The following is a 25,389-nucleotide window of genomic DNA, read 5'->3' on the forward strand; positions in this document are numbered from 1 at the left end:
GAACAGGAAGATTAATCGTGATGGAAGCCACTGCTGCTCTAAAGAGTAGGGCAGCAGTGGCTTGGCGTATTAAACCGAGAGATTATTTAGCGGCTTCAGAAGCACCAGACGCAGCTGCTGGAGCAGAAGCGGCAGCACCGGCAGGTTGGTAAACGGTGTCGCTCAGTTTTTTGGTCATGATTTCAGGGTTTTCATCACCCTCAACTTTCAATTGACCCAAAGCACCTTTGTTGAACGCACGGAAGAGAGAGTGGTCAACCACAGTGTAGCTGCCTGGAACGTCGACTTTGAATTCGATCATGGCGGCGCCACCGGCAGGAATCAGGGTACTTTGTACGTTTTCGTTGATCAGTTTACCACCTTCAACATATACTTTGTCGAAGATTTCGCCGATAACGTGGAAAGAAGATACCAAGTTAGGACCACCGTTACCAACGTACATACGAACAGTTTCACCAGTTTTAGCTTTCAGAGCGTTGTCGCCGGCGATAGAGCCTACGTGACCGTTGAATACAACGTATTCAGGTTGTTCAGCAATCGCTTTATCCATATCGAAAGGCTGCAGGCCTTGAGCACCTTTTTTACCTTTAGTATAGAAGTCGCCTTGTACGATGTAGAACTCTTTGTCCACTTTAGGCAGACCTTCTTTAGGTTCAACCAAGATCAAACCGTACATACCGTTGGCGATGTGCATACCTACAGGAGCAACGGCACAGTGGTAGATGTACAAACCAGCTTGCAGTGCTTTGAAGCTGAAGGTAGAAGTGTGGCCTGGGGCAGTAAAGGTAGCTTCTGCACCACCGCCTGGGCCGGTTGCAGCGTGGAAGTCAACGTTATGAGGAACAGTAGAAGAAGGATTGTTAGAGAATTCAACTTCAACAGTATCGCCTTCACGTACACGGATCATTTGACCTGGAACGTCGCCGTTGAATGTCCAGTAGTGGTACTCAACACCGTCTTCCATGGTCATGGTTTTTTCAACAGTTTCCATTTTAACGCGTACTTTAGCCGGATGATCGCGATCAGTTGGAGGTGGAACTTCCGGAGCGTGAGTTACGATAGCATCGATTACAGGCAGTTCTGAAGAAGGAGTCTCGGCAGCAGCTTGTGAGTCAGAAGCAGCAGCAGGAGCTTCGGCAGAAGCGGTGGCAGCCGGAGTTTCAGCTGGTTTAGCAGCTTGTTCGCCGCATGCGGCCAGTGCAAATACAGAAGCGATAAGTGCAGCTAAGGTTTGGCGTTTCATGTTTAAAGTTTCCTTATTGTAAGAAAAGTTAAGTATCCTGATAGGATGGTTTGAAATTTTGTATGATTATGTAGGCGCTTGTTTGGGTGTATTTTGACATAAATCAAATTGTTCAATGAATATGAATCTTTTAATCCTTAAATACTCCTTTAGTAGTATAAAAAACTAAACCGAAAAGTTTATTTTTGTGTGAAAATGTTAGTGTGGGCTTAACACAAAATATAACAAAGGAGGAGTTATACAGGATAATAGGAATCAATATCATGTAAGTTAATGGTTTTAAAGGAATATTATTGACAAAATATTTCTTTACTTTTAAAACCGTGATACAATCTTTAACATTCATATTTGATGAATTAATACCCAACCACTTTTTACCAAAATCAAGGAGTACTCAAAATGGGACAGTACAAGAAGCTTTGGTACTTGCTGTTTGCCGTACTGGCAGTATGCTTTACCATTCTTGGTTATATGGGTAGCGAGGTCTATAAAAAGGCTCCGCCATACCCTGAACAAGTCGTTTCTGCATCCGGCAAAGTCCTGATGACCAAAGACGATATTTTGGCAGGTCAATCTGCATGGCAAACTACCGGCGGTATGGAAGTTGGCTCTGTATTGGGTCACGGTGCATACCAAGCTCCGGACTGGACTGCCGACTGGCTGCACCGCGAGCTGGTTGCATGGTTGGATCTGACTGCGCAAGAAACTTACGGCAAAAAATTTGACGAAGTTTCTCCTGAGGAACAAGCTGTTCTGAAAACCCGTTTGGCTGACGAATACCGCAACCAAAGCCGTATTAAGGAAGACGGTTCTGTCGTTATCAGCGATACTCGCGTGAAAGCGATCGAAAGCATTCTGCCTTACTACCACGGTGTGTACAGCGACGATCCTAAGTTCCAAACCACTCGCGAACACTTTGCAATGAAAAACAACACATTGCCAAGCCAAGAAGCGCGTGAAAAACTGTTCAACTTCTTCTTCTGGACTTCTTGGTCTGCTTCGGCCAACCGTCCTGACGAGAACTTCACTTACACCAACAACTGGCCGCACGAGCCTTTGATCAATAACGTACCGACTACTGAAAACTACATGTGGTCTTTCACCAGCGTGGTATTGTTGCTGATGGGTATCGGCTTGCTGATGTGGGGTTACTCTTTCTTGACCAAACACGAAGAGGTTGAAGTACCTACTGAGGATCCTATTTCCAAAGTACAACTGACTCCTTCTCAAAAAGCGTTGGGCAAATATGTATTCCTGACTGTTGCGCTGTTTGTCGTACAAGTACTGTTGGGTGGTTTGACCGCTCACTATACTGTCGAAGGTCAAGGTTTCTACGGTATCGATACCGCCTTGGGCTTTGAAATGGCCGACTGGTTCCCATACGCACTGACCCGTACTTGGCACATCCAATCCGCTATTTTCTGGATTGCAACCGGCTTCCTGACAGCAGGTCTGTTCTTGGCTCCGATTGTGAACGGCGGTAAAGATCCTAAATTCCAACGTGCCGGTGTGAACTTCCTGTACATCGCTCTGTTCATCGTAGTCGGCGGTTCCTATGCAGGTAACTTCTTTGCTTTGACTCACATCATTCCGCCTGAGCTGAACTTCTGGTTCGGTCACCAAGGTTACGAATACTTGGATTTGGGTCGCTTCTGGCAATTGTTGTTGATGGTCGGCTTGCTGTTGTGGCTGTTCCTGATGCTGCGTTGTACTATCTCTGCCTTTAAAGAAAAAGGTACAGACAAAAACCTGTTGGCTATCTTCGTAGCTTCTATGGTCGGTGTGGGTGCGTTCTACGCTCCTGGTCTGTTCTACGGTGAAAAATCTCCAATCGCTGTGATGGAATACTGGCGTTGGTGGGTGGTTCACCTGTGGGTAGAAGGTTTCTTCGAAGTGTTCGCTACTGCCGCCTTCGCATTCATCTTCTACAACATGGGCTTTGTCCGCCGTAGTACCGCTACTGCTTCTACTTTGGCTGCCGCTGCCATCTTCATGTTGGGCGGTATCCCAGGTACATTGCACCACTTGTACTTCTCCGGCTCTACCTCTGCTTCTATGGCAATCGGTGCATGTTTCTCCGCTTTGGAAGTTGTACCTTTGATTCTGCTGGGCCGTGAAGCTTACGAACACTGGTCTTACCAACACCTGTCCGACTGGGCGAAACGTCTGCGTTGGCCTCTGATGTGCTTCGTAGCAGTTGCCTTCTGGAACATGATTGGTGCCGGCGTATTCGGCTTCCTGATTAACCCGCCGATTTCCCTGTTCTACATTCAAGGTCTGAACACTACTGCAGTTCATGCTCACGCGGCTCTGTTCGGTGTGTACGGTTTCTTGGCTCTGGGCTTCGTATTGCTGGTTGCACGCTACCTGAAACCTAATGCTCAATTTGACGACAAACTGATGACTTGGGCATTCTGGCTGTTGAACGGCGGCCTGGTGGGTATGATTGCCATTAGCCTGTTGCCGGTCGGCGTGATTCAAGCTTATGCTTCTATCACTCACGGTCTGTGGTATGCACGTAGCGAAGAATTCCTGCAAATGGAAATTCTGGATACTCTGCGTTGGGTTCGTACCGCTGCTGACTTGATCTTCATCGGTGGTGCTGTCTGCATTGCTATCCAAGCTACCAAAATCGTATTCAGCCGCGATAAATAATCTTAAGCTGAATTAAATCGAAGGCCGTCTGAAAAGTTTTCAGACGGCCTTTCTGTTATAATTTCAATATTCTTAAATCGACAAGACAAAACATTATGTTTAAGCAAGCTGCTCAAGAGCTGACCACTGTTCGCGATTTGTTGCGTTTCGCCGTCAGCCGTTTTAACGATGCCGGACTGTTTTTCGGACACGGAAGCGATAATGCCCATGATGAGGCGGCCTATCTGATTTTGCACACTTTGAATCTGCCGTTGGATACGTTGGAGCCTTATTTGGATGCTAAATTGTTGCAAAGTGAGAAGGAGGAGGTATTGTCCATTCTCGAACGCCGCGCAGTGGAGCATATTCCTGCCGCGTATCTGACACATCAAGCATGGCAGGGTGAGTTTGATTTTTATGTCGATGAGCGCGTCATCGTGCCTCGTTCTTTTATTTATGAATTGCTTGGCGACGGTATCCGTCCTTGGATTGAACATGATGAGTTGGTGCATCGAGCTTTGGATTTGTGTACCGGTAGCGGCTGTTTGGCCATTCAAATGGCGCATCACTATCCCGATGCACAAATCGATGCCGTTGATTTGAGCTTGGATGCGCTGGAAGTGGCCGCGATCAATATTGAAGATTATGGCTTGGAAGACCGCATCAGCTTGGTGCATACCGATTTGTTTGAAGGTTTAGATGAAACCTATGACTTAATTGTTTCCAATCCGCCTTATGTTGATGCGGAATCTGTGGAAGCATTGCCCGATGAGTACCTGCATGAGCCGGAATTGGCTTTGGGTAGTGGCGAAGATGGTTTGGATGCTACACGCCAAATCATTTTGCAGGCTGCGAAATATTTGAATCCGAAAGGTGTATTGCTGGTTGAAATCGGCCACAACCGCGACGTATTGGAGGCGGCTTATCCGGAATTGCCGTTTACTTGGTTGGAAACCAGTGGTGGCGACGGGTTTGTATTCTTATTGACCCGTGAGCAATTGTTGGGTGAAGAATAAATTGTTTTAATGTAATTGAAATAGAGGCCGTCTGAAAAAAATTCAGACGGCCTCTATTTTGTAATGTCTTTAATGTTTTAAGAAAATACAAACGCCTATGATATGTCGGTTGTGAAATCCAAGCAGGGTTTGAAACTATGGCTTATAATATTTGTCATAGATTTAAATGCCGGTAGATTTTTATTACTGACTTTTTGTAGAACATATACTGCCAAACCCAATATTATGAATAATTGTTTAAAATCAGGCCTGTTGGCTGCTGTTTTATTCAGTACGCCCGTTGTCGCTTTTGCCCAGCAATATACCGTTTATTTCAATCAAAACGGTAAACTGACGGCAACCATGCCTTCGGTTGCTTATGTCCGCCAATACAAAATTGCGGCAGGCAAGGCGCAGGTTCAGGATTTTTACTATCCATCAATGAAAAAATATTCTGATCCGTATGAGATACCTGCTGGTCAGATTAAGGTTTTTGTGCCGGCTCTGGACAATGGCACGCTGACCCTGTGGCATTTTAACGGGCAGAAAAAGATGGTTGGCAGCTATCGTAACGGCAAGCCGCACGGCGAGTGGATTAACTGGTATCCAAACGGCAAAAAATCTGCGGTCATGCCTTATCAAAACGGCTTGAGTGAGGGCGTAGGCTCTCGTTATTACCGCAACGGCGTCAAAGAAAGCGAAATCCAATTCAAGCACGATAAGGCCAACGGTCATTGGAAACAATGGTATTCAGACGGCAGCCCGAAAACCGAAATGATGATGAGCAATGATAAACCGACGGAGATTATCAGTTGGGATGAAAATGGCCGCATTGTGTCTGAATTGAGTATTCGCAACGGCAAACGCAGCGGCATTATTTTGGATTGGTATGATGATGGTGCGAAGAAATCCGAGTTGGTGTATAAAGACGACCAGTTGGTGAAAAAAACCTTTTGGGATACAGACGGATACGTTCTCGAATAATTTTGACAATAAAAAACCGCAGGCTGATTGGCTTGCGGTTTTTTTATTACATACAGCCTTTGTTTTGGCATAGGGTAAATAACGGCGCGCCGCTTTCGCGGATTTTTTTGCCGCCGTCCAAGTCGGTAAACTCCAAAATAGCAGCCGTTTCGATTACTTCGCCACCCAGTTTGCGGATCAGCTCGACGCCTGCCAGCATTGTGCCGCCGGTCGCCACCAAATCATCTACCAACAAAACGCGTGCGCCCGGTTTGATGGCATCGGTATGGATTTCTACCGTTGCCTCGCCATATTCCAAAGCGTAACTTTGAGAAACCGTATCAAACGGCAGTTTGCCTTTTTTACGAATGGGAACGAAGCCGACATTCAGTTGATAGGCCAAAGCCGCGCCAATGATGAAACCGCGCGCGTCCAAGCCTGCCACAACGTCAACTTTTTGCCCCATATAGCGGTAAACCAGCAAATCAACCAGCAGGCGGAAATATTCTGCACTTTGCAAAACGGGAGTAATGTCATGAAACAAAATCCCTTTTTGCGGCCAGTTTTCAATTTTACGGATTTTGTCCGCCAAAGCTTCTACGCCCATTACTTCAGGATGAATCAACATTTCGACATTCCGAAATCAAAAAGTTTTTAACACGACATTGTAGCGGTCATATGCAAACTTGCCAAATTAATCGATACAATAGCCAAATTTTGCAACAGGCCGTCTGAAATTCCGATAAACATTGTGTTGTGTTATAATTTACAGATACATACCATCAGCTGAATTACCATGCAAAATCACAAAAAAGGCAATATTTTCATCATTTCCGCCGCTTCGGGCACAGGCAAAACGACTTTGGTGTCGCGCCTGTTGAAAAATCATGACGATATCCGTGTTTCCATTTCTCACACCACGCGCCAGCCGCGCGAAGGAGAGGTGCATGGCGTGCATTACCACTTTGTCCCCAAAGACGAATTTGAATCACTGATTGAGCAAAGGGCCTTTTTGGAACACGCCAATGTGTTCGGCAATTATTACGGCACCAGCATCGCCGGCGTAAATTCGTTGAGCGAAGAGGGCTATGATGTGATTTTGGAAATCGATGTGCAAGGTGCGGCGCAAGTGCGTAAATCGTTGCCTGAAGCCAGCAGTATTTTCATTCTGCCGCCTTCCTTTGAGGTATTGGCGCAACGTTTGATCGGCCGTGGTACGGATAGCGAAGAAGTCATTCAAACACGCCTGTCCAAAGCCCGTCACGAGATTGAACAATCCGTTTTGTTTGATTACGTCGTCGTGAATGACGATTTGGATCGTGCCGAAGCCGATTTGTTCCACATCATTAAAGCAGGCCGTCTGAAAAAATCCGCCCAGCAGGGATTTATCTCAAACCTGTTGGAAAATTCGTAAAAAACAGCGAAAATAACCGTTTATTTGAAACATAGAAAGAAAGCAAGCAAACATGGCCCGTATTACTACTGAAGATTGCACAGGTAAAATCCCTAACCACTTCGACCTCACACTCGTCGCCGCCCGTCGCGCACGCCAACTGGAAAACGGCAATACGCCTTTGGTTGACGACATCCGCAACAACAAACCAACCGTAACCGCCCTGCGCGAAATCGCAGCCGGACAAATCGGAACCGAGCTTCTGACCCGCAACAAATAAACCAACCGGCAAACCGATAAAACCGCCGTGCGGACTGTATCGGTGCAATATAACAACCGATACAGTCTGACGGCTTAAAAAATAGCCATAAAAGGCCGTCTGAAAATGCCAGCCCCACTGCCTACCGCTCCTTATGACCCGTTGACAGCAGAAGCGCGCGATCTTCTGTTTCGCACCGCATCCTATCTCAATGAGAATGAACAGGCCGAGCTTGAAAAAGCCATTGCCTACGCTTTTCATGCCCATGACGGACAAACCCGTAAGAGCGGCGAACCCTACATCACCCATCCCCTTGCCGTTGCCACGCAGCTTGCAATTTGGCACATGGATGTTCAGGGCCTTTGCGCAGGCGTTATGCACGATGTATTGGAAGACACGGGCGTAACCAAAGTCGAAATGGCGGCGGAATTCGGCGATACCATTGCCGAAATGGTAGACGGCCTCTCCAAACTGGAAAAACTCAAATTTGAAGATCATGCCGAGCATCAGGCGGAAAGTTTCCGCAAACTGATCCTCGCCATGACTAAAGACGTGCGCGTCATCGTCGTCAAACTGGCCGACCGATTGCACAATATGCGTACCCTTGGCTCTATGCGTCCGGACAAGCGCCGCCGCATCGCCAAAGAAACCCTCGAAATTTATGCTCAAATCGCCAACCGCATCGGTCTGAACAACGCGTATCAAGAGCTTCAAGACTTATCGTTCCAAAACCTTCACCCAAGCCGCTACGAAACCCTGAAAAAAGCCATGGACAACAGCCGCAAAAACCGTCGCGATGTTGTCGGCAAAGTGCTGCGTGCATTCAGTCAGCGTTTGGTAGGTGCAAATATTGAAGCCAAAATCAAAGGTCGCGAGAAAAACCTATACAGCATTCATCAAAAAATGCTGGCTAAAAAACTGCGTTTTGCCGAAGTAATGGATATTTACGGCTTTCGGGTCATCGTCAACAGCATTCCTGCCTGTTATGCCGCATTGGGTGCATTGCATAATTTATACCAACCCAAGCCCGGTCGTTTCAAAGACTATATCGCCATCCCGAAAAGCAACGGTTATCAAAGCCTGCACACGACCTTGGTCGGTCCTTACGGTTTGCCGATCGAAGTGCAAATCCGTACGCGTGAAATGGATGCCGTAGCCGAGGGCGGTATTGCCGGCCATTGGATTTATAAATCCGGCGAAAACACTCCGGATCAGGCCGTCCTCCATATGAACCGATGGTTGAAAAATATTCTTGACCTGCAAGCCAGCAGCTCAAATGCCATCGAGTTTCTGGAACATGTCAAAGTCGATTTGTTCCCCAATGAAGTCTATATCGTTACTCCGAAAGGCGATATTTTGACCTTGCCTAAGGGTGCAACGCCGATTGACTTTGCCTATGCCGTGCACACCAACATTGGTCATAAAACCGTTGCCGCGCGCATTAACAATGTCATGATGCCGTTGCGCACCAAGCTGAAAACCGGCGATACGGTCGAAATCATTACTTCCGAACATGCCAAGCCCAATGTGGCATGGTTGAATTTTGCCGTTTCCAGCCGTGCGCGCAGCGCCATCCGCCAATACGTTAAAAATCTGAATCGTCACGATGCCGTTGTTTTGGGTGAAAACCTGCTGCAAAAAGCTTTATCCAGCCTGCTGCCTAAAGATGTTTTGCTTTCAGACGACCTCAAAGAAAAATACCTTGCTGATTTGAATACCAAACAAACTTCGTTTGAAGAAGTTCTCTACAAAGTCGGTATGGGGCATACTTTGCCGATTCACGTTGCCATGCATATTGCCGAGTTGGCTGGCCAACATTTCGGCAGTGAGGTTAAACTCAGCCCGATTAAAGTCAACGATCAAGAGACCGGCCGGATTCATTTTGCGGAGTGTTGCCATCCGATTCCTGGTGATCCGATTCGCGCCTTATTGGTCAAAGACAAGGGCATGATTATTCACCGTGATACCTGTCAAACTTTGGTTAAAGCCGATCCGGAAGAGCAGTTGGATGCAAGTTGGGACAGTATGCGTAATCAAACATATCGCACCATTCTCAACGTCAAATCCGAAGATGCTCATGGCTTGTTGGCTTCAATGGCGCAAGCGATTTCCAACTCGGGGGCGGACATCGAATCTGTCGATACGCCGACCAAAGCACAAGCAGGAACGGAAGGCTTTGTAGAATTTAAATTCACAATTAAAGTCAAGGACTTGGATCAGGTTAATCAGATTGTTCATGAAATGCATGCCAATCCGAATATCCGCAAAGTAATCCGAGGATAGTCTGTAATAAGTGTGCTAAGAAAAGGCCGTCTGAAAGTATGTTCAGACGGCCTTTTGAGTATGTACAAACAAACTCTGTTAGTTTGTTTTGAAGAAAAATAATGCTTCAGGTTGGATTTAACTCAACCAAAATCGGAAAACCAAGAAAAAAACCAAGACCAAAACGCCGGCCCAAACCAGCAACATGAATCCGGCCACTGCCTGACCCAAGCGGTAAACAGGGTTTTTGCGTTCGTCTTCGAGTAGGGGATTGGATGTATCGTGTGGTTTGTCGGACATGATGAAGCTCTGATTGGATTATTGAATGAAAGCGTAAGGGTACGCCGATAGCCGTAAAGATTCAAGTAGGAATGATTATTGATAGAAGTCTTCTTCTTCATTCCATGCGGTTTTTAAGGCCGTCTGAATGGTGTCTGCACCAAAGCCGCGATACGCAAGGAAACGCGCTTGTTTTTGTTTTTCTTTCAAATCTTCAGCTTCTTGCTTGAATTTTTTACGCAAAACAGAAATGGCGGTTTGCAGCTCGTCCTCCCTGTCGGGTAGTAATTCCCGACAGTCATCCGCATTAATACCTTGTTGAGCCAAGGCTTGTTTGAGGCGGAGCGTGCCGTAACGGTTACTCTTGCTGTGAATATAGGCTTCAGCGTAACGTTGGTCGGATTGCCAATTTCGTTCGGCGAATTCGTCCAAAACCTTTTCCAATTCTTCTTCGCTTTCAGCGTGCGGAGCCAGTTTGCGTTTCAAACCGACGCGGCTGACTTCTTGACGGGAAAGAATATCCAAGGCGCGGGCACGTAAGGTTTTAGGGGGTCTCATGGGATATGGCGGAGGTGAGGTAACTACATTGAATTACATTTTCAGACGGCCTGATTGGGAAAATAGCCGAAAAGGCCGTCTGAAAATAAAGCCGAATTATTCTTCGTCTTTATTTTTTTGCGGTTGCAGATTTTCGTAGATTTCAGGCAGGGCGCGAATCAATAAATCAGGTTTGGTCGTTTTGTCTTGGGAGAGCAAAGTCATGTCGCCGTAGCCGAAGGTTACGCCGATGCTGAAGCAACCGGCCGCTTTGGCGGCAAGAATGTCATTTTTAGAGTCGCCCACCATCAGCATATTGGCAACATCGATGCCCAATACTTCGGCCGCATGCTGAAGCGGTAATGGGCTGGGTTTTTTTTCTATCAGGCTGTCGCCGCCGAGAACCAGGCTGAAATAGCTGTCGAGATTGAGCTGTTTCAGCAGCTCGGCAGCCAGTACTTCATTTTTGTTAGTAATGACAACCAACGGGATGCCCAAGGATTTGAGCAGGCCGAGGCCGGCTTCGGTTTCAGGGTAGGGGCGGGTAAAGTCGCTTAAGTGCTCGCGATAATATTTCATAAAGAACACAAAGCCTTTTTCCCAGATTTCAGGATCGGCTTCTTTTTCACGATCATGGGTGATGACACGATGAACCAACTTGCCGATGCCGTCGCCGACATAACTTTCAACCGTTTGAGTGGGTAAAACAGGCAAACCCAGGTATTCGCACATGGCTTGGGCGGCGGCGGTCAAATCCGGGATGGAATCGCATAAAGTGCCGTCCAAATCAAAAGCAACGGCTTGAACGTGTTCTAAAGTAGCAGCGGTCATTAAATAGCTTTCTGTCATATCGTTTAAGGCGTTATTTTAGCATTATTTCCCCGATTTGCCGATGTTTTGCCGATTTTTCAATGGCTGCTTGTTTAAATTGTTAACAATTTTTGCAGGCGTAGGGTTGGTTGTCTGTTGGGAAGGGCAGAAGTGATTTTGTCAACAAAAAGGGAGCTTGGGTAGGTATTGAAAAACAAAGAGTTTGTATCGTTTTGAGAGAGGGTTTGAGGAATATTGAGGCTGGGCCGTCTGAAAATTTTGAGTCAAGGCGTCTATATTTTCAGACGGCCTCAAACTAAATTCATATATAAATGAATGGATTTGCTTTTTATTGACTACATGCTATTACATTTTTTCCCGTTTTTGTATATAGTAACAAGTATGGCTCTCGTCTAATCATGTGTATGAAAAGGAAAAATACATGTCCGCATCTGCTGTTAAAGAAACACTGAATCCGTTTGAAATTGCACAAAAACAAGTAAAAATTGCCTGCGATCGCCTGAATGCCGACCCGGCAGTATTTGAAATCTTGAAAAAGCCGCAACGTGTTTTGGAAGTGAACTTCCCTGTCAAACTCGACAACGGTACAGTAGAAAATTTCACCGGTTACCGTTCCCAACACAATAACGCCGTCGGCCCTTACAAAGGCGGCGTGCGCTTCCATCCCAATGTGAATCTGGACGAAGTCAAAGCCCTGTCTATTTGGATGACCATCAAATGCTGCGTAGCCGGTATTCCTTACGGCGGCGGCAAAGGCGGCATCACTTTGGATCCGCGCAATTATTCCGAAGCAGAATTGGAACGCATCGCCCGCGCTTATTCCGAAGCCATTTCTCCGCTGATCGGCGAGAAAATCGACATTCCCGCCCCCGATGTGAACACCAACGGCAAAATCATGTCTTGGATGGTTGATGCCTATGAAAACGTGGTAAAACATTCCGCACCGGGCGTATTCACCGGCAAACCGGTTGAGTTTGGCGGCTCCTTGGCGCGTACCGAAGCCACCGGTTACGGCGTAAACTTCGCCGCCGTCCAAGCTTTGGAAAAACTGGGCAAAGACGTGAAAGGTGCCACTTACGCCATTCAAGGTTTCGGTAACGTGGGCTACCACACCGGTTACTATGCACACAAATCCGGTGCGAAAGTCGTTGCCGTATCTACTGTTGACGTTGCCATCTACAACGAAAACGGCTTGGATATGGAAGCGCTGTTCAAAGAATACCAAGAAAAAGGTTTCATCACCAATGAAGCCGGTTACGGTAAAGAAATCAGCAATGCCGAACTTTTGGCTTTGGATGTGGACGTACTCGCCCCTTGCGCATTGGAAAACCAATTGACTTCCGAAAATGCCGGCAAAGTCCGCGCGAAAATCGTGGTTGAAGGCGCAAACGGCCCGACCACTCCTGAAGCCGACGTTATCCTGCGTCAAAACGGCGTATTGGTTGTTCCTGACATTTTGGCAAACTGCGGCGGCGTGGTTGTATCTTATTTCGAATGGGTACAAAACCTGCAAGGCTACTACTGGGAGTTTGACGAAGTTCAAGAGAAAGAAACCGTGGTTCTGCGCCGTGCGTTCCGCGATATTTGGAACTTGGCTAAAGAATACGATGTTGACCTGCGTACCGCTTCTTACATGATGAGTATCCGTCGTGTTGAAAAAGCAATGAAACTGCGTGGTTGGTATTAATCGGTTGACCGATAGCTAAGACAAGGCCGTCTGAAACCTGTTTTCAGACGGCCTTGATGTTTTTGATAAGAGCCTTTACAAATTTTAATCCACCTTGATTCCATTTCAATCAAACTCAGCTATAATCCCCTTTTTTGACCTTTCCGGAAAAGACATAATCATGAACAAAACTTTCAAATTCAGCGCATTGGCTTTGTCTGCTCTGTTGGCAATGACTGCTTGCAACCAACAAAAAGACACTGCGGCCAAAGATGCTCCTGCTGCTTCCGCAGCTTCAAATGCGACTGCAGATGCTTCCACCATCGGTTCTACTGCCCAACAAGCCAGCTACGCAATGGGTGTGGACATCGGCCGTTCATTGAAACAAATGAAAGACCAAGGCACAGAAATCGATTTGAAAGTCTTCACCGAAGCCATGGAAGCCATGTTTGAAGGCAAAGAAGTTAAAATGACTGAAGCCCAAGCTCAGGAAGTGATGATGAAATTCCTGCAAGAGCAACAAGAAAAAGCGGCTGCCAAACGTGCTGAAGATGCCAAAGTAAACTTGGAAAAAGGCGAAGCGTTCTTGAAAGAAAACGCGACTAAAGAAGGCGTGAAAACCAGCGCTTCCGGTCTGCAATACAAAATCACCAAAGAAGGCGAAGGTAAAAAACCGACTAAAGACGATATGGTTACCGTTGAATACGAAGGCCGTCTGATTGATGGTACCGTATTTGACAGCAGCAAAGCCAACGGCGGCCCAGTCAGCTTCCCTGTAAGCCAAGTCATTCCAGGTTGGACTGAAGGTATCCAACTCTTGAAAGAAGGCGGCGAAGCAACATTCTACATCCCGGCTAAATTGGCTTACCGCGAAGTGGGTGCCGGCGATAAAATCGGCCCGAACGCCACTTTGGTATTCGACGTGAAACTGGTTAAAGTCGGCGCGCCTGATGCTGCCGCACAACAACCAGTACAAGTTGACGTACAAAAAGTTCAATAATCCGAATCAAGGCTTACGCCCTTAAACAACGGATAAAAGGCCGTCTGAAAAAATTCCGTTTCAGACGGCCTTTGTTCCAAACCAACAAGGAATTATGATGAAAAATATCGTCATCCTTATTTCCGGACGCGGCAGCAATATGCAGGCGATTGTGAATGCCAATATTCCCGATGCCAACATTGCAGCCGTATTGAGTAACAACGAGACCGCAGCCGGATTGGCCTGGGCGGCAGAGCGCGGTATAGCCACCGACAGTTTGAACCATAAAAACTTCGACTCGCGTCTGGCATTTGATCAGGCCATGATGGAAAAAATCGATGCCTATCAACCCGATTTGGTTGTATTGGCGGGCTTTATGCGCATTTTGACCCCGGAATTCTGCGCCCATTATGAAAACCGCCTGATCAATATCCATCCGTCCATCCTGCCTTCCTTTACCGGTTTACATACCCATGAACGCGCATTGGAAGCAGGTTGCCGAGTGGCAGGCTGCACCATCCATTTCGTAACCCCTGAGCTGGATTGCGGCCCGATTATTTCGCAAGGCATTGTGCCGATTTTGGACGGCGATACCGCCGACGACGTTGCCGCACGCGTGCTGACGGTTGAACACCAGCTGTTTCCGCAAGCCGTTGCCGACTTTGTTGCAGGCCGTCTGAAAATCGAAGGCAACCGCGTTTTGAATGCACAACGCAATGCCGCCGGTCAAAGCCTGCTGGCTTGATTGAAACACCATACACACAAGGAAAACATCATGAATCCGATTAAAACAACCCTGCTGACACTTTCCCTGCTCACTGCCTCTATCGGCGCGCAAGCCGCTGAATTGCCGCAATCTGCCGTTTTACAATACTCAGGCAGCTACGGTATTCCTGCGACCATGACCTTCACACGCAGCGGCAACCAATACAAAATCGTCTCTACCATCAAAGTACCGCTTTACAATATCCGCTTTGAATCCGGCGGCAGCATCAACGGCACGACCTTGCATCCGTCTTACTACAAAGATGTACGCGGCGGCAAAGTGTATGCCGAGGCCAAATTCTCCGGCGGCAACATCACTTACGGCAAAGCAGGTGATTTGAAAACCGAAAAATCCGGCCCGGCCATGGACTTGTTCACTTTGGCATGGCAACTGGCTGCCAATGACGTACGCCTGCCGTCAGGTTTGAAAATTACCAACGGTAAAAAACTGTACACCGTCGGCAGCATGAACAAAATCGGCAACGAAAGCTATAAACTGAACGGCGGTACAACGCCTGTGAGCAAATATCGCGTCCGCCGCGGCGACGATACCGTTACTTACTCGTTTGCTTCCGATATCGACAATATCCCTGCGCAAATCAGCTATACCGATGACGGTAAAACCTACAACCTGAAACTGACTTCCGTCAAAATCAACGGTAAAGTAGTGAAACCGTAATCTTTATTTGCTCAAACAAGAAAGAAGGCCGTCTGAAAAGTTTTCAGACGGCCTTATTTTTACAGCAACACAATATCGTATTGTTCCTGCGTGTAGGCAGTTTCGACAGCCAGCGAAATCGGTTTGCCGATAAAGTCTATCAACATCGCCAGCGATTGCGATTCCTCATCTAGGAACAAGTCGATGACATTCGGAGCGGCCAAGATGCGGAAGGCTTGGACATCGTAGCGGCGCGCTTCGCGGACGATTTCGCGTTGGATTTCGTAGCACACGGTTTGCGGTGTTTTCAGACGGCCCCGGCCTTGGCAGGAAGGGCAGGGTTCGCAGAGGATTTGGCTTAAGTTTTCACGCGAACGTTTGCGCGTCAGCTCGACCAAACCCAAACTGGTGAAACCGTTGAGGGTAACGCGGGTGCGGTCGAAGGCGAGGGCTTTGGCAAGCTCTTGCAGGACGGCTTCGCGGTGGGCTTCCTGCGCCATATCGATGAAGTCGATGATGATGATGCCGCCGAGATTGCGCAGGCGAAGCTCGCGGGCGATGGTGTGGCAGGCTTCGAGGTTGGTGCGGAAGATGGTTTCATCAAAGTTGCGCGCGCCGACAAAGCCGCCAGTGTTGACGTCGATGGTGGTCATGGCTTCGGTGGACTCGATGATGAGGTAGCTGCCGAAGTTGAGGTTGACACGCGGTTGCAGGGCGCGGGCGATTTCCTGCTCGATGTTGTGGGTTTCAAATAGGGGGCGTTCGCCTTTGAACAGCTCGATTCTGCCCAATGCACCTTGGACGTATTGCTCGGCAAACTGGGTCATGCGGCGGTGGTTTTCGGTGGAATCAACCAGGATTTTGTGCGTATCGAGGCTAAACATATCGCGCAAAACGCGCAGGCTCAAAGGTAAATCTTGATACAGTAGGGTTTCAGGCGGTTGGATTTTCGCCTGTTTTTGAATGTGTTCCCACACTTTGGTCAGATAGTTGATGTCTGATTGCAGTTGGTCATCGGAGGCGTTTTCAGCGTTGGTGCGGATGATGTAGCCGTGGCAGGCGTTTTCGGGCAGCAGGTTGTTGAGGCGTTCCCTCAAACTGCTGCGTTCGGCATCGTCCTCGATGCGTTGGGAAATGCCGATGTGGTCTTCTTGCGGAAGATGAACGAGGAAACGGCCGGCCAGTGAGATTTGGGTGGAAAGCCGCGCGCCTTTGGTGTTGATGGGGTCTTTGATGACCTGAACCAAGACAGACTGGCCTTCAAAGAGCATGTGTTCGATGCGTTGGGTTTCGTCCGGATTGCGGCGTTGTTCGAGGACATCGACGATGTGCAAAAACGCGGCGCGTTCCAAACCGATATCGATAAACGCGCTTTGCATGCCGGGGAGGACGCGTTTGACGACGCCCAAATAAATATTGCCGACCAAGCTGTGGCCGCTGTTGCGCTCGATGTGCAGCTCGCAGATATTGTTCTCTTCCAAAACAGCCACACGCGTTTCTTGCGGCGTAATGTTGACGAGGACAGTTTCGGGCGGACGCACGGCGTCCTTGGGGATGGGGATTCCTGAAAGCATGGGGATACCTGATTTTGAATAGAAAAACTTTTGCGAAGTGTTCTTCTTCAAAAAAACAAATGGCAAAAGTCATTCATCGAAAGCGCTTATCATACTTTAATTATGGGTTTTCCGCATCTGCGCAGATGTTTACGGCCAAGAGGCCGTCTGAATGTTTTTTACAACCGTACAGCGGGAACACTTGTAAAATAACACCTATGCCCATATAGTCATGAACATTGGTATTTTGGAAGAAATCATGCAAACCGTTACTGTTTATACCGGTCCATATTGCCCGTACTGCACCATGGCGAAAAGGCTGTTGCAGGCGGTGGGTGTGAAAGAAATCAACGAAATCCGCATCGACGGCAATCCGGAAGTTTTTGCCGAAATGCAGCAGCTTTCCGGCCAGCGCAGCGTGCCGCAGATTTTTATCGGCGACACCCATGTCGGTGGCTTTACCGATTTGTACCGCTTGCAGCAGGAAGGCAAGTTGGACGAATTACTGAATCCTTAACCCTTAACTTAGGAAAATAAAATGAGCGAAGAATTGCAACCCGTATTCAGCGTTGAGCGTCTGTATGTAAAAGACTTGTCTTTGGAAGTGCCTCACGCGCCACAAATCTTCTTGGAGCAAGGCGAGCCTGAAGTGGATATGCGCGTTTCTACCGGCAACACCAAACTGGAAGACGGTTTCTACAGCGTTGACGTTACCGTGACCGTGACTGCCAAACTGAACGAAGAGCGCACCATGTTCTTGAACGAAGTTACCCAAAGCGGCATCTTCCGTCTGGAAAACATTCCTGAAGAAGACGTACAACTGCTGTTGGGCGTTGCTTGTCCGAACATCCTGTTCCCTTACGCACGCGAAGCCATTTCCAACAGCGTAACCCGCGCCGGCTTCCCACCTGTATTGCTCGCTCCGATCAACTTCGAAGCCATCTACCAACAACAACAGGAAGCTAACGCTTAATCGCGTTATACCTAAATTGAGGCCGTCTGAAACATTGCGTTCAGACGGCCTTTTTTATCTAAAAATCAGGACATAAGAAAAAATCTATAACAAAAAGTTCATATATTAATGCAATAAGTATATAATGATATCGTTTATCATTACGATTTAATTTTAAATTTTATAGGTTATATACCATTTAAAATCAATAAATTGTAATTTTTATCTAGCAGATAAGTAGATTATATTAATTAAGGAAATAGTTGTGAAACCTGATTTTCAAATGAAAACAATTTGTTTGTTATTAGTGCTGCCTTGCCAAACTGTTTTTGCAGATACGGGACATCAAGAAGTGGAACATGTAGATATGGATACGGTCAAGGTCAGTGGCAAACGGCAGGCACAAAGGAATACCGAGCGCAGTCAGTCTTATACAATCGGAACGATGGCAACAGCGACTGGCTTGCGTATTTCAGGCAAGGATACGCCGCAGTCGGTGAGCGTAATGACGCGTCGGCAGCTAGATGATAAAGCAATATATTCTTTAGAAGAGGCAATGAAAAACACTACGGGAATCAACGTGGTTCGCGATTCGGGCCTACAAACTCGTTTTTTGTCTCGTGGTTTCTATGTTGATCAGATTGGTGAAGACGGTATTACCACGAATGTGTCTGGACGTTCGGGCTATACGGCAAAAATCGATGTTTCACCGAGCACAGACCTTGCTGTTTATGATCACATTGAGGTTGTCAGAGGTGCAACCGGTCTTACTCAATCCAATTCCGAACCGGGTGGAACCATTAATTTAATCCGTAAGCGGCCAACAGCTTTGTTTAAGCATACCGGTGAAATCAGTACTGACCATAGGGGCAGCAAGCGTTTGGCTTTGGATGTATCTGGAAGCTTGAATAATGAACATACGGTACGCGGTAGGCTGGTTGGTGTTCATGAGGACCACCGTTCTTTTAAAGAGGGTGTATGGAACAAGAAAGACATGGTTTATGGCGTGATCGATACGGATTTGAGTGATAACAGTATGTTGACATTGGGCGGCACTTATCAGAAAAATAAAGACATTCCCGATTTTGCCGGCGTGATTTTACCTTGTGAGGATCAAAAAACTGCGGCCTTCAGCTCCAGTCCTGCCTGTAACAATCCTTTGAAATTGCCACGTAAAACTTATTTGGGTGAAACCTCATGGTCACGCCTGAATGCTGATAAATACAATATTTTTTCCGGTTTCAAACATGTCTTTGACAATGGATGGCAACTCAATGCAGAAATTTCTTATACGCATAATGATTCAGATGCCAAAGTCGGACAATTTTTTCTGAAAAACGAACACGCGGCAGGTATTTCAGCATCTGAGGCAACGGGTTTCTTAACCGAGAAGGGGGAGGTTATTCCTTTTGAGCCTAAAGACAAGGCGTTGGCAAAATTAAAAGAATATCGTGATGGCGTCACGAAAACATATGAAGAGAAAAAAGCAGATTACGTTGCCCATCATTTCGATTCATCTGCTTTTGAACAATATCGCTCCCAAAGGGCGGCAGCACGTCGGGCAGGTTTCGATCAATGTATGCAGGACATTGGTTTGGATTTCCTATGCAACGACTGGCAGGATCCGGGTGTAGAAGTAGATAAAAAAGAGTTTGTTGATAAGGAGCTTGCAAAGCAAGGAATTATTAACAATGCAGAAGGCCTGTTTCCCAACCGTCTATACGACTCAGCATACAATCTTCGCCACACATACAACCGCCGTTACAACTTCATGCCGTTGCACTATACCAAACACGATGTGCAATGGGGCTTTAAGCTGGATCTGACAGGTAATTACCGCCTGCTTGGGCGTGAACATGATTTCTTTGTCGGTTATGCGTATAACAATGAAAAAATTCGTTCTGCTTATACGGAAATATATCAAAACCGTTATTTTGTCCGTCCTCAAGGTTATGCAGGTGCAGGCAGTTGCGGCATTCATCCCGATGGTCCGGAGCGTAATCCTTTAGAAAAAGGTATTGTCGAACCAGATTGGCATATTTATAACGAAAAAGGTAATAACAAGATCTATGTGCCGGAATGCAGTGGCGCGCATGTGACCAAATATACTCCTCGTTTGGATGCAGAGGGTAAGCCTGTCTGGACAGTCAACGACAATGGTGAGCGCGTAATGGTGCAAGATCCTGTTTACGAATTGGATGCAAATGGAAACAAAATACAGGAGCGGGATGAAGAGGGAAATTTGAAATGGGCAAACCAATATCTGAAAATACCGCTGTGGAAAACTGTTCAGGTTGCAGATGATCATGTTCCGGCGTTATACAATTATTCGAAATACCTTAACACGAATAAAACACATTCTTTGACTGTCAGCACCCGCTTTAATGCAACCAACCGTCTGCATCTCTTGGGTGGAATGCACTATACGCGCTATGAAACCACACAAGCCAAAGAAATGCCTGTACGCTACGGCCAGCCTGCTACGGCATTCCAAACTGAGAGCAGTAACAAAATCGACAAAGAGCATTACACCTCAAAAATGCAAAGTCATAGGTTCACGCCATATGCAGGCATTACCTATGACCTGACGCCGCAACAAAGCTTGTATGCCAGCTATACTAAGATTTTTAAACAACAGGATAACGTTGATGTAACCAGCAAATCCGTTCTTCCACCACTCATCGGGACTAACTATGAAATAGGTTGGAAAGGGTCGTTCTTGCAAGGCCGTCTGAATGCTTCGCTTGCCTTGTTTGTCTTACAGCAGAAAAACCGTACCGTTGTCGATTTCGGATTTGTTCCTGATACTAGTCGTAACGGAGGTTCATTCCAAACCATCGCTAAACCTGTGGGTAAGGTTAAGAGCAGCGGTGCAGAACTTGAATTGGCTGGCGAATTGTCGGAAAACTGGCGTATTTTTGTTGGCTACACATATAACAAAAGTAAGTATAAAAATGCTGCAGAAGTCAATGCGGAGCGGTTGGAGAAAAACACGACTGCCGATCCGTATAACTTCAGTAACTTCACGCCGGTACATATGTTCCGCCTCGGTACAAGCTACCGCTTGCCTCAAACTAAATTGACCTTGGGTGGCGGAATATCCGCGCAAAGTCGCACAAGTAGCCTTTACAATATTCGCCAAGGGGGCTACGGACTTATAGATGGCTTTGTTCAATATGACTTCCACAAACACGGCAGAATCAGCCTGATAGGAACGAACCTGGCTGACAGGACGTATTTTGAAAACAACTATAACCGTACGCGAGGTCAAAACAATTTCTATGGCGAACCGCGGACAGTCAAATTGAAATTGGATTGGCATTTTTAGGAGAATGGATAATGATTGGGTATGTAAACATTATTGGCTAAATTCCTGATAAAAGTATGGATTGAACATCCTTCTTTTTTGAAAGCTGTTTACTAACAATGGCTGAAGTTGATTCGATAGCCGGCGTATTTTCAAATATCAATTTGTTTCAAGTATTCAGCTTTGAAGGCCGTCTGAAACATTGCGTTCAGACGGCCTTTTTGTTTTCGGATAAAATACAGCAAAGTTTAAATCAGCTGCCTTTTAAGATGACGCCCGAAACCCAAAAACAGCTCAAAATTACCGATGTTTCTGCCAAGAAGCTCGACAAGCTCAACCTCCATACTGCATGGGATTTGGTGTTGCACCTGCCGTTGCGTTACGAGGATGAGACGCACATCATGCCGATTAAGGATGCGCCGATCGGCGTGCCGTGTCAGGTTGAGGGCGAGGTCATCCATCAGGAAGTAACGTTCAAACCGCGCAAGCAGCTGATTGTCCAAATCGCCGACGATTCCGGCAGCGTCCTTTTTTTGCGTTTCATCCACTTTTACGCCAGCAACCAGAAACAGATGGCGGTCGGCAAGCGCATCCGCGCCGTGGGCGAAATCAAACACGGGTTTCACGGCGACGAGATGATTCATCCCAAAATACGCGATGCCGAAAGCAGCGGTTTGGCGGAAAGCCTCACGCCTGTCTATCCGACCGTAAACGGCCTGAACCAGCCCACATTGCGCCGCATCATTCAGACGGCCTTGGACGTTACGCCGTTGCACGACACCTTGCCGGATGCTTTATTAGGTCGTCTGAAACTGCCGCACCTCGCCGAAAGCCTGCGCCTTTTGCACTCTCCGCCGCCGAGTTTTACCATCCACCAGCTTTCCGACGGCGCGTTGCCCGCATGGCAGCGGCTTAAATTTGACGAACTTTTGGCGCAACAGCTTTCCATGCGCTTGGCGCGGCAGAAGCGTGTCAGCGGCTCGGCGGCAGCATTGGGCGGCGACGGCACATTGACCCAAGCCCTGCGCCACGCCTTACCGTTTGCCCTGACTGATGCGCAAGAAAAAGTTGTTTCCGAAATCTGCCGCGACATGGCGCAAACCCACCCCATGCACCGCCTGCTTCAAGGCGATGTCGGCAGCGGCAAAACCATCGTTGCCGCCTTGTCCGCGCTGACCGCCATTGAGTCCGGCGCGCAGGTGGCTGTAATGGCGCCGACCGAAATCCTTGCCGAACAGCATTTCATCAAGTTCAAACAATGGCTTGAGCCGTTGGGCCTTGAAGTCGTCTGGCTCTCCGGCAGCCAGCGCAAAAAAGCCAAAGACGAAGCCAAAGCCAAACTTGCCGACGGCACCGTCAAAATCGCTGTCGGCACGCACGCCCTGTTTTCAGACGACGTCGAGTTCCAAAATTTGGGCTTGGTGATTGTGGACGAACAACACCGCTTCGGCGTCGCCCAACGCCTCGCCCTCAAAAACAAAGGGCGCGACGTCCACCAACTGATGATGTCCGCCACGCCTATCCCGCGCACGCTCGCCATGAGTTTCTTCGCCGACTTGGACGTGTCCGTCATCGATGAATTGCCGCCCGGGCGCACCCCGATTAAAACCCGCCTCGTCAACAACGTCCGCCGCGCCGAAGTCGAAGGCTTCGTCCTCAACATCTGCCGCAAAGGGCAGCAGGCATACTGGGTCTGCCCGCTGATTGAAGAAAGCGAAACCCTGCAACTGCAAACCGCCACCGAAACCCTAGCCCAGCTTCAGGCGGCCTTGCCCGAACTTAACATCGGCTTGGTACACGGGCGCATGAAAGCCGCCGAAAAAGCCGAAGTCATGGCTCAGTTTGCCGCAGGCCGTCTGAACGTCTTGGTCGCCACCACCGTCATCGAAGTTGGCGTAGATGTGCCCAACGCCGCCCTGATGGTAATCGAACACGCCGAGCGCATGGGCTTGGCGCAGCTGCACCAATTACGCGGACGGGTAGGGCGCGGCGCGGCAGAAAGCGTGTGCGTCCTCCTGTTTGCCGAACCTTTAAGCGAGCTTGCCAAAGCGCGGCTGAAAGTCATCTACGAACACACCGACGGCTTTGAAATCGCCCGCCAAGACCTCAATATCCGCGGTCCCGGCGAATTTCTCGGCGCGCGCCAAAGCGGCGTCCCCATGCTGCGTTTCGCCAACCTTGAAGAAGACCTGCACCTTTTAGAACAAGCGCGCGAAATCGCGCCCATGTTAATCGAACAAAACCCTGAAATCGTCGAAGCGCATCTGGCAAGGTGGCTTTCCAGCAGGGAAGGTTATTTGGGCGTATAAAATTTGCATGAAAAGAAAAAGGCCGTCTGAAAACAGACGGCCTTTGGTTTGGCTGGATAGAGGTTTAGAAACCTTGTGCCAACATGGCATCGGCTACTTTGACGAAACCGGCAATGTTCGCACCATTGACGTAGTTCACTTTGTCGCCGACTTTGCCGTATTTCAGGCAGGATTCGTGGATGTTGTGCATGATGTCGAACAGGCGTTGGTCGACTTCTTCACGAGTCCAAGACAGGTGGATGGCGTTTTGGCTCATTTCCAAACCTGAAGTCGCTACGCCGCCGGCGTTGGAGGCTTTGCCTGGAGCGTAGAGGATGCCGGCTTTGATAAATTGTTCGACCGCGCCTAAAGTTGACGGCATGTTCGCACCTTCTGCAACCACATAGCAACCGTTTGCCAGCAGGATTTTGGCAGCGTCTGCGTCCAATTCGTTTTGGGTAGCGCAAGGCAGGGCGACTTCGGCTGCGATGTTCCACGGTTTTTGGTTTTCAAAGTATTGCAGGCCTTGTTCTTTGGCGTAAGTGGCCACGCGTTCGCGGCGTACTTCTTTCAGCTCGATCAAAGCAGCCAGTTGTGCTTCGGTCATACCGCTATCAGGGAAGAGGACAAAGCCGTTGGAGTCGGAAACGGTCAATACTTTTGCACCCAGTTGGATGGCTTTTTCGGCAGCGTATTGAGCCACGTTGCCGGAGCCGGAAATCAACACGCGTTTACCTTCGATGCTGTCGTTGCGGGTTTCCAACATGGCTTGGGCAAAATACACGCAGCCGTAGCCGGTAGCTTCAGGGCGAATCAGGCTGCCGCCCCATTCGAGGCCTTTGCCGGTCAGGACGGAAGCAAATTCGTTGCGGATTTTTTTGTATTGGCCGAACAGATAGCCGATTTCGCGGCCGCCTACGCCGATATCGCCGGCAGGAACGTCGGTGTCGGCACCGATGTGGCGGTAGAGTTCGGTCATAAAGGCTTGGCAGAAGCGCATTACTTCGGCATCGGATTTGCCTTTAGGATCAAAGTCGGAACCGCCTTTGCCGCCGCCCATAGGCAGGGTGGTCAGCGCATTTTTGAAGACTTGTTCAAAGGCGAGGAATTTCAACACGCCCAAATCGACGGTCGGGTGGAAGCGCAAACCACCTTTATAAGGACCGATGGCGGAGCTCATTTGAATGCGGTAGCCGCGGTTGACTTGAACTTGGCCTTTGTCGTCCATCCAAGTGACGCGGAACATAATCACGCGTTCAGGTTCAACAATACGCTCAAGCAGGCTTTGTTGGGTGTATTTCGGGTTTTTCGCCAAAAACGGATCCAAACTCATGAACACTTCTTCAACGGCTTGGTGGAAGGGTTCTTGGTTGGGGTTGCGTTGTTTAAGATTGGTAAACAGGGTGTTCAGGTCAGTCATTTTTCAACTCCTATCGAGTGAGATGTTTCAATATTTATGTTCTGAAATATAACTGTAAAAAATTTACTTGCCAAGAAAAATTTTAACCGGATTGTTGACATTATTTTTTTACCAATTTGTAAAATTAGAATTATATTTTTAGTTTTATTAAAAATTATGTATTATATTTCATATTTAAAAAATTATAAGCCATAAAATTCTAAGTAATTAAACTAGAAAATTTCAAAAATTTTTTGTAAAAATTTTATTTGGCTCAAAATTTCGTGTAAGCAAATGATAAATTGTCAACATTATTAATGGGTATACTCTAAGTCTAGAGGAAGGGTTAGCCCATTGCAGACAGAGAGGCAGGCCGTCTGAAAATTCGGTACAATACGCATCAAATTCCCACAACACATACATTAA

Annotated in this window: 21 protein-coding genes; 14 read left to right on the forward strand and 7 right to left on the reverse strand. The window is 47.8% G+C overall.

Features of this window, described 5'->3' with window-relative positions; all coding sequences use genetic code 11:
* Positions 1-82: 82 nt before the first annotated feature.
* On the reverse strand, positions 83-1,243 hold the full coding sequence (nirK, locus tag HMPREF2596_RS02375) for a copper-containing nitrite reductase (protein WP_049352146.1): 1,161 nt from the start codon (positions 1,241-1,243) through the stop codon (positions 83-85).
* Between the two features lie 399 nt (positions 1,244-1,642).
* On the opposite strand from nirK, the gene HMPREF2596_RS02380 reads away from it, so the two are divergent.
* The 3 genes from HMPREF2596_RS02380 to HMPREF2596_RS02390 all read left to right on the forward strand — a co-directional run bounded on the left by HMPREF2596_RS02380 (position 1,643) and on the right by HMPREF2596_RS02390 (position 5,856).
* A complete protein-coding gene (locus HMPREF2596_RS02380) occupies positions 1,643-3,898 on the forward strand; it encodes a nitric-oxide reductase large subunit (RefSeq protein WP_070849416.1) in 2,256 nt (751 codons plus the stop codon).
* Between the two features lie 95 nt (positions 3,899-3,993).
* A complete protein-coding gene (gene prmB, locus HMPREF2596_RS02385) occupies positions 3,994-4,893 on the forward strand; it encodes a 50S ribosomal protein L3 N(5)-glutamine methyltransferase (protein WP_070849418.1) in 900 nt (299 codons plus the stop codon).
* A 225-nt stretch (positions 4,894-5,118) separates the two neighbouring features.
* Positions 5,119-5,856, forward strand: a complete 738-nt coding sequence (locus tag HMPREF2596_RS02390) for a toxin-antitoxin system YwqK family antitoxin (protein ID WP_049335445.1) — start codon at positions 5,119-5,121, stop codon at positions 5,854-5,856.
* 46 nt (positions 5,857-5,902) lie between these two features.
* Here the strand turns inward: HMPREF2596_RS02390 and HMPREF2596_RS02395 are convergent, their stop codons facing one another.
* Positions 5,903-6,463: an adenine phosphoribosyltransferase gene (locus tag HMPREF2596_RS02395; protein ID WP_003745823.1), complete on the reverse strand. Its 561-nt coding sequence runs from the start codon at positions 6,461-6,463 to the stop codon at positions 5,903-5,905.
* Between the two features lie 168 nt (positions 6,464-6,631).
* Between HMPREF2596_RS02395 and gmk the strand changes: the two genes are divergently transcribed.
* The 3 genes from gmk to HMPREF2596_RS02410 all read left to right on the forward strand — a co-directional run bounded on the left by gmk (position 6,632) and on the right by HMPREF2596_RS02410 (position 9,770).
* Positions 6,632-7,249, forward strand: coding sequence for a guanylate kinase (gene gmk / locus HMPREF2596_RS02400; protein WP_036491739.1), 618 nt, complete (start codon positions 6,632-6,634; stop codon positions 7,247-7,249).
* A 52-nt stretch (positions 7,250-7,301) separates the two neighbouring features.
* Positions 7,302-7,508 carry a DNA-directed RNA polymerase subunit omega gene (gene rpoZ / locus HMPREF2596_RS02405; protein ID WP_003682294.1) on the forward strand — a complete coding sequence of 69 codons (207 nt, stop codon included), beginning with the start codon at positions 7,302-7,304 and terminating at the stop codon, positions 7,506-7,508.
* A gap of 105 nt (positions 7,509-7,613) precedes the next feature.
* On the forward strand, positions 7,614-9,770 hold the full coding sequence (locus HMPREF2596_RS02410; protein WP_036491742.1) for a RelA/SpoT family protein: 2,157 nt from the start codon (positions 7,614-7,616) through the stop codon (positions 9,768-9,770).
* A gap of 117 nt (positions 9,771-9,887) precedes the next feature.
* Here the strand turns inward: HMPREF2596_RS02410 and HMPREF2596_RS11360 are convergent, their stop codons facing one another.
* The 3 genes from HMPREF2596_RS11360 to HMPREF2596_RS02420 form a co-directional block, all read right to left on the reverse strand.
* Positions 9,888-10,049, reverse strand: a complete 162-nt coding sequence (locus HMPREF2596_RS11360; RefSeq protein WP_003745829.1) for a hypothetical protein — start codon at positions 10,047-10,049, stop codon at positions 9,888-9,890.
* A 75-nt stretch (positions 10,050-10,124) separates the two neighbouring features.
* A complete protein-coding gene (gene recX, locus HMPREF2596_RS02415; RefSeq protein WP_036491744.1) occupies positions 10,125-10,586 on the reverse strand; it encodes a recombination regulator RecX in 462 nt (153 codons plus the stop codon).
* Positions 10,587-10,682: 96 nt separating this feature from the next.
* Positions 10,683-11,396 (reverse strand): phosphoglycolate phosphatase, encoded by a 714-nt coding sequence (locus tag HMPREF2596_RS02420; RefSeq protein WP_070849420.1) that lies wholly within the window; start codon positions 11,394-11,396, stop codon positions 10,683-10,685.
* 421 nt (positions 11,397-11,817) lie between these two features.
* On the opposite strand from HMPREF2596_RS02420, the gene HMPREF2596_RS02425 reads away from it, so the two are divergent.
* The 4 genes from HMPREF2596_RS02425 (at position 11,818) to HMPREF2596_RS02440 (ending at position 15,485) form a co-directional block, all read left to right on the forward strand.
* Positions 11,818-13,083 carry a Glu/Leu/Phe/Val family dehydrogenase gene (locus tag HMPREF2596_RS02425; RefSeq protein WP_049348913.1) on the forward strand — a complete coding sequence of 422 codons (1,266 nt, stop codon included), beginning with the start codon at positions 11,818-11,820 and terminating at the stop codon, positions 13,081-13,083.
* A gap of 160 nt (positions 13,084-13,243) precedes the next feature.
* Complete coding sequence (locus tag HMPREF2596_RS02430; RefSeq protein ID WP_070849421.1) at positions 13,244-14,062, forward strand: FKBP-type peptidyl-prolyl cis-trans isomerase; 819 nt, start codon at positions 13,244-13,246, stop codon at positions 14,060-14,062.
* 97 nt (positions 14,063-14,159) lie between these two features.
* Positions 14,160-14,786, forward strand: a complete 627-nt coding sequence (gene purN / locus HMPREF2596_RS02435; RefSeq protein WP_070849423.1) for a phosphoribosylglycinamide formyltransferase — start codon at positions 14,160-14,162, stop codon at positions 14,784-14,786.
* Positions 14,787-14,816: 30 nt separating this feature from the next.
* Positions 14,817-15,485, forward strand: a complete 669-nt coding sequence (locus HMPREF2596_RS02440) for a DUF3108 domain-containing protein (RefSeq protein WP_049352170.1) — start codon at positions 14,817-14,819, stop codon at positions 15,483-15,485.
* A gap of 59 nt (positions 15,486-15,544) precedes the next feature.
* On the opposite strand, the gene HMPREF2596_RS02445 is transcribed toward HMPREF2596_RS02440, so the two are convergent.
* Positions 15,545-17,038 (reverse strand): Rne/Rng family ribonuclease, encoded by a 1,494-nt coding sequence (locus HMPREF2596_RS02445; protein WP_036491908.1) that lies wholly within the window; start codon positions 17,036-17,038, stop codon positions 15,545-15,547.
* A gap of 238 nt (positions 17,039-17,276) precedes the next feature.
* On the opposite strand from HMPREF2596_RS02445, the gene grxC reads away from it, so the two are divergent.
* The 4 genes from grxC (at position 17,277) to recG (ending at position 23,585) form a co-directional block, all read left to right on the forward strand.
* A complete protein-coding gene (grxC, locus tag HMPREF2596_RS02450) occupies positions 17,277-17,534 on the forward strand; it encodes a glutaredoxin 3 (RefSeq protein WP_003684090.1) in 258 nt (85 codons plus the stop codon).
* A 21-nt stretch (positions 17,535-17,555) separates the two neighbouring features.
* Positions 17,556-17,990, forward strand: coding sequence for a protein-export chaperone SecB (gene secB, locus HMPREF2596_RS02455; protein ID WP_003745844.1), 435 nt, complete (start codon positions 17,556-17,558; stop codon positions 17,988-17,990).
* 262 nt (positions 17,991-18,252) lie between these two features.
* A complete protein-coding gene (locus HMPREF2596_RS02460; protein ID WP_070849588.1) occupies positions 18,253-21,297 on the forward strand; it encodes a TonB-dependent siderophore receptor in 3,045 nt (1,014 codons plus the stop codon).
* A 248-nt stretch (positions 21,298-21,545) separates the two neighbouring features.
* Complete coding sequence (recG, locus tag HMPREF2596_RS02465; RefSeq protein WP_070849590.1) at positions 21,546-23,585, forward strand: ATP-dependent DNA helicase RecG; 2,040 nt, start codon at positions 21,546-21,548, stop codon at positions 23,583-23,585.
* Between the two features lie 64 nt (positions 23,586-23,649).
* On the opposite strand, the gene gdhA is transcribed toward recG, so the two are convergent.
* Positions 23,650-24,984 carry an NADP-specific glutamate dehydrogenase gene (gene gdhA, locus HMPREF2596_RS02470; RefSeq protein WP_070849425.1) on the reverse strand — a complete coding sequence of 445 codons (1,335 nt, stop codon included), beginning with the start codon at positions 24,982-24,984 and terminating at the stop codon, positions 23,650-23,652.
* Between the last annotated feature and the right edge of the window lie 405 nt (positions 24,985-25,389).

The organism is Neisseria sp. HMSC078C12, assembly GCF_001838065.1.
Lineage (GTDB): Bacteria > Pseudomonadota > Gammaproteobacteria > Burkholderiales > Neisseriaceae > Neisseria.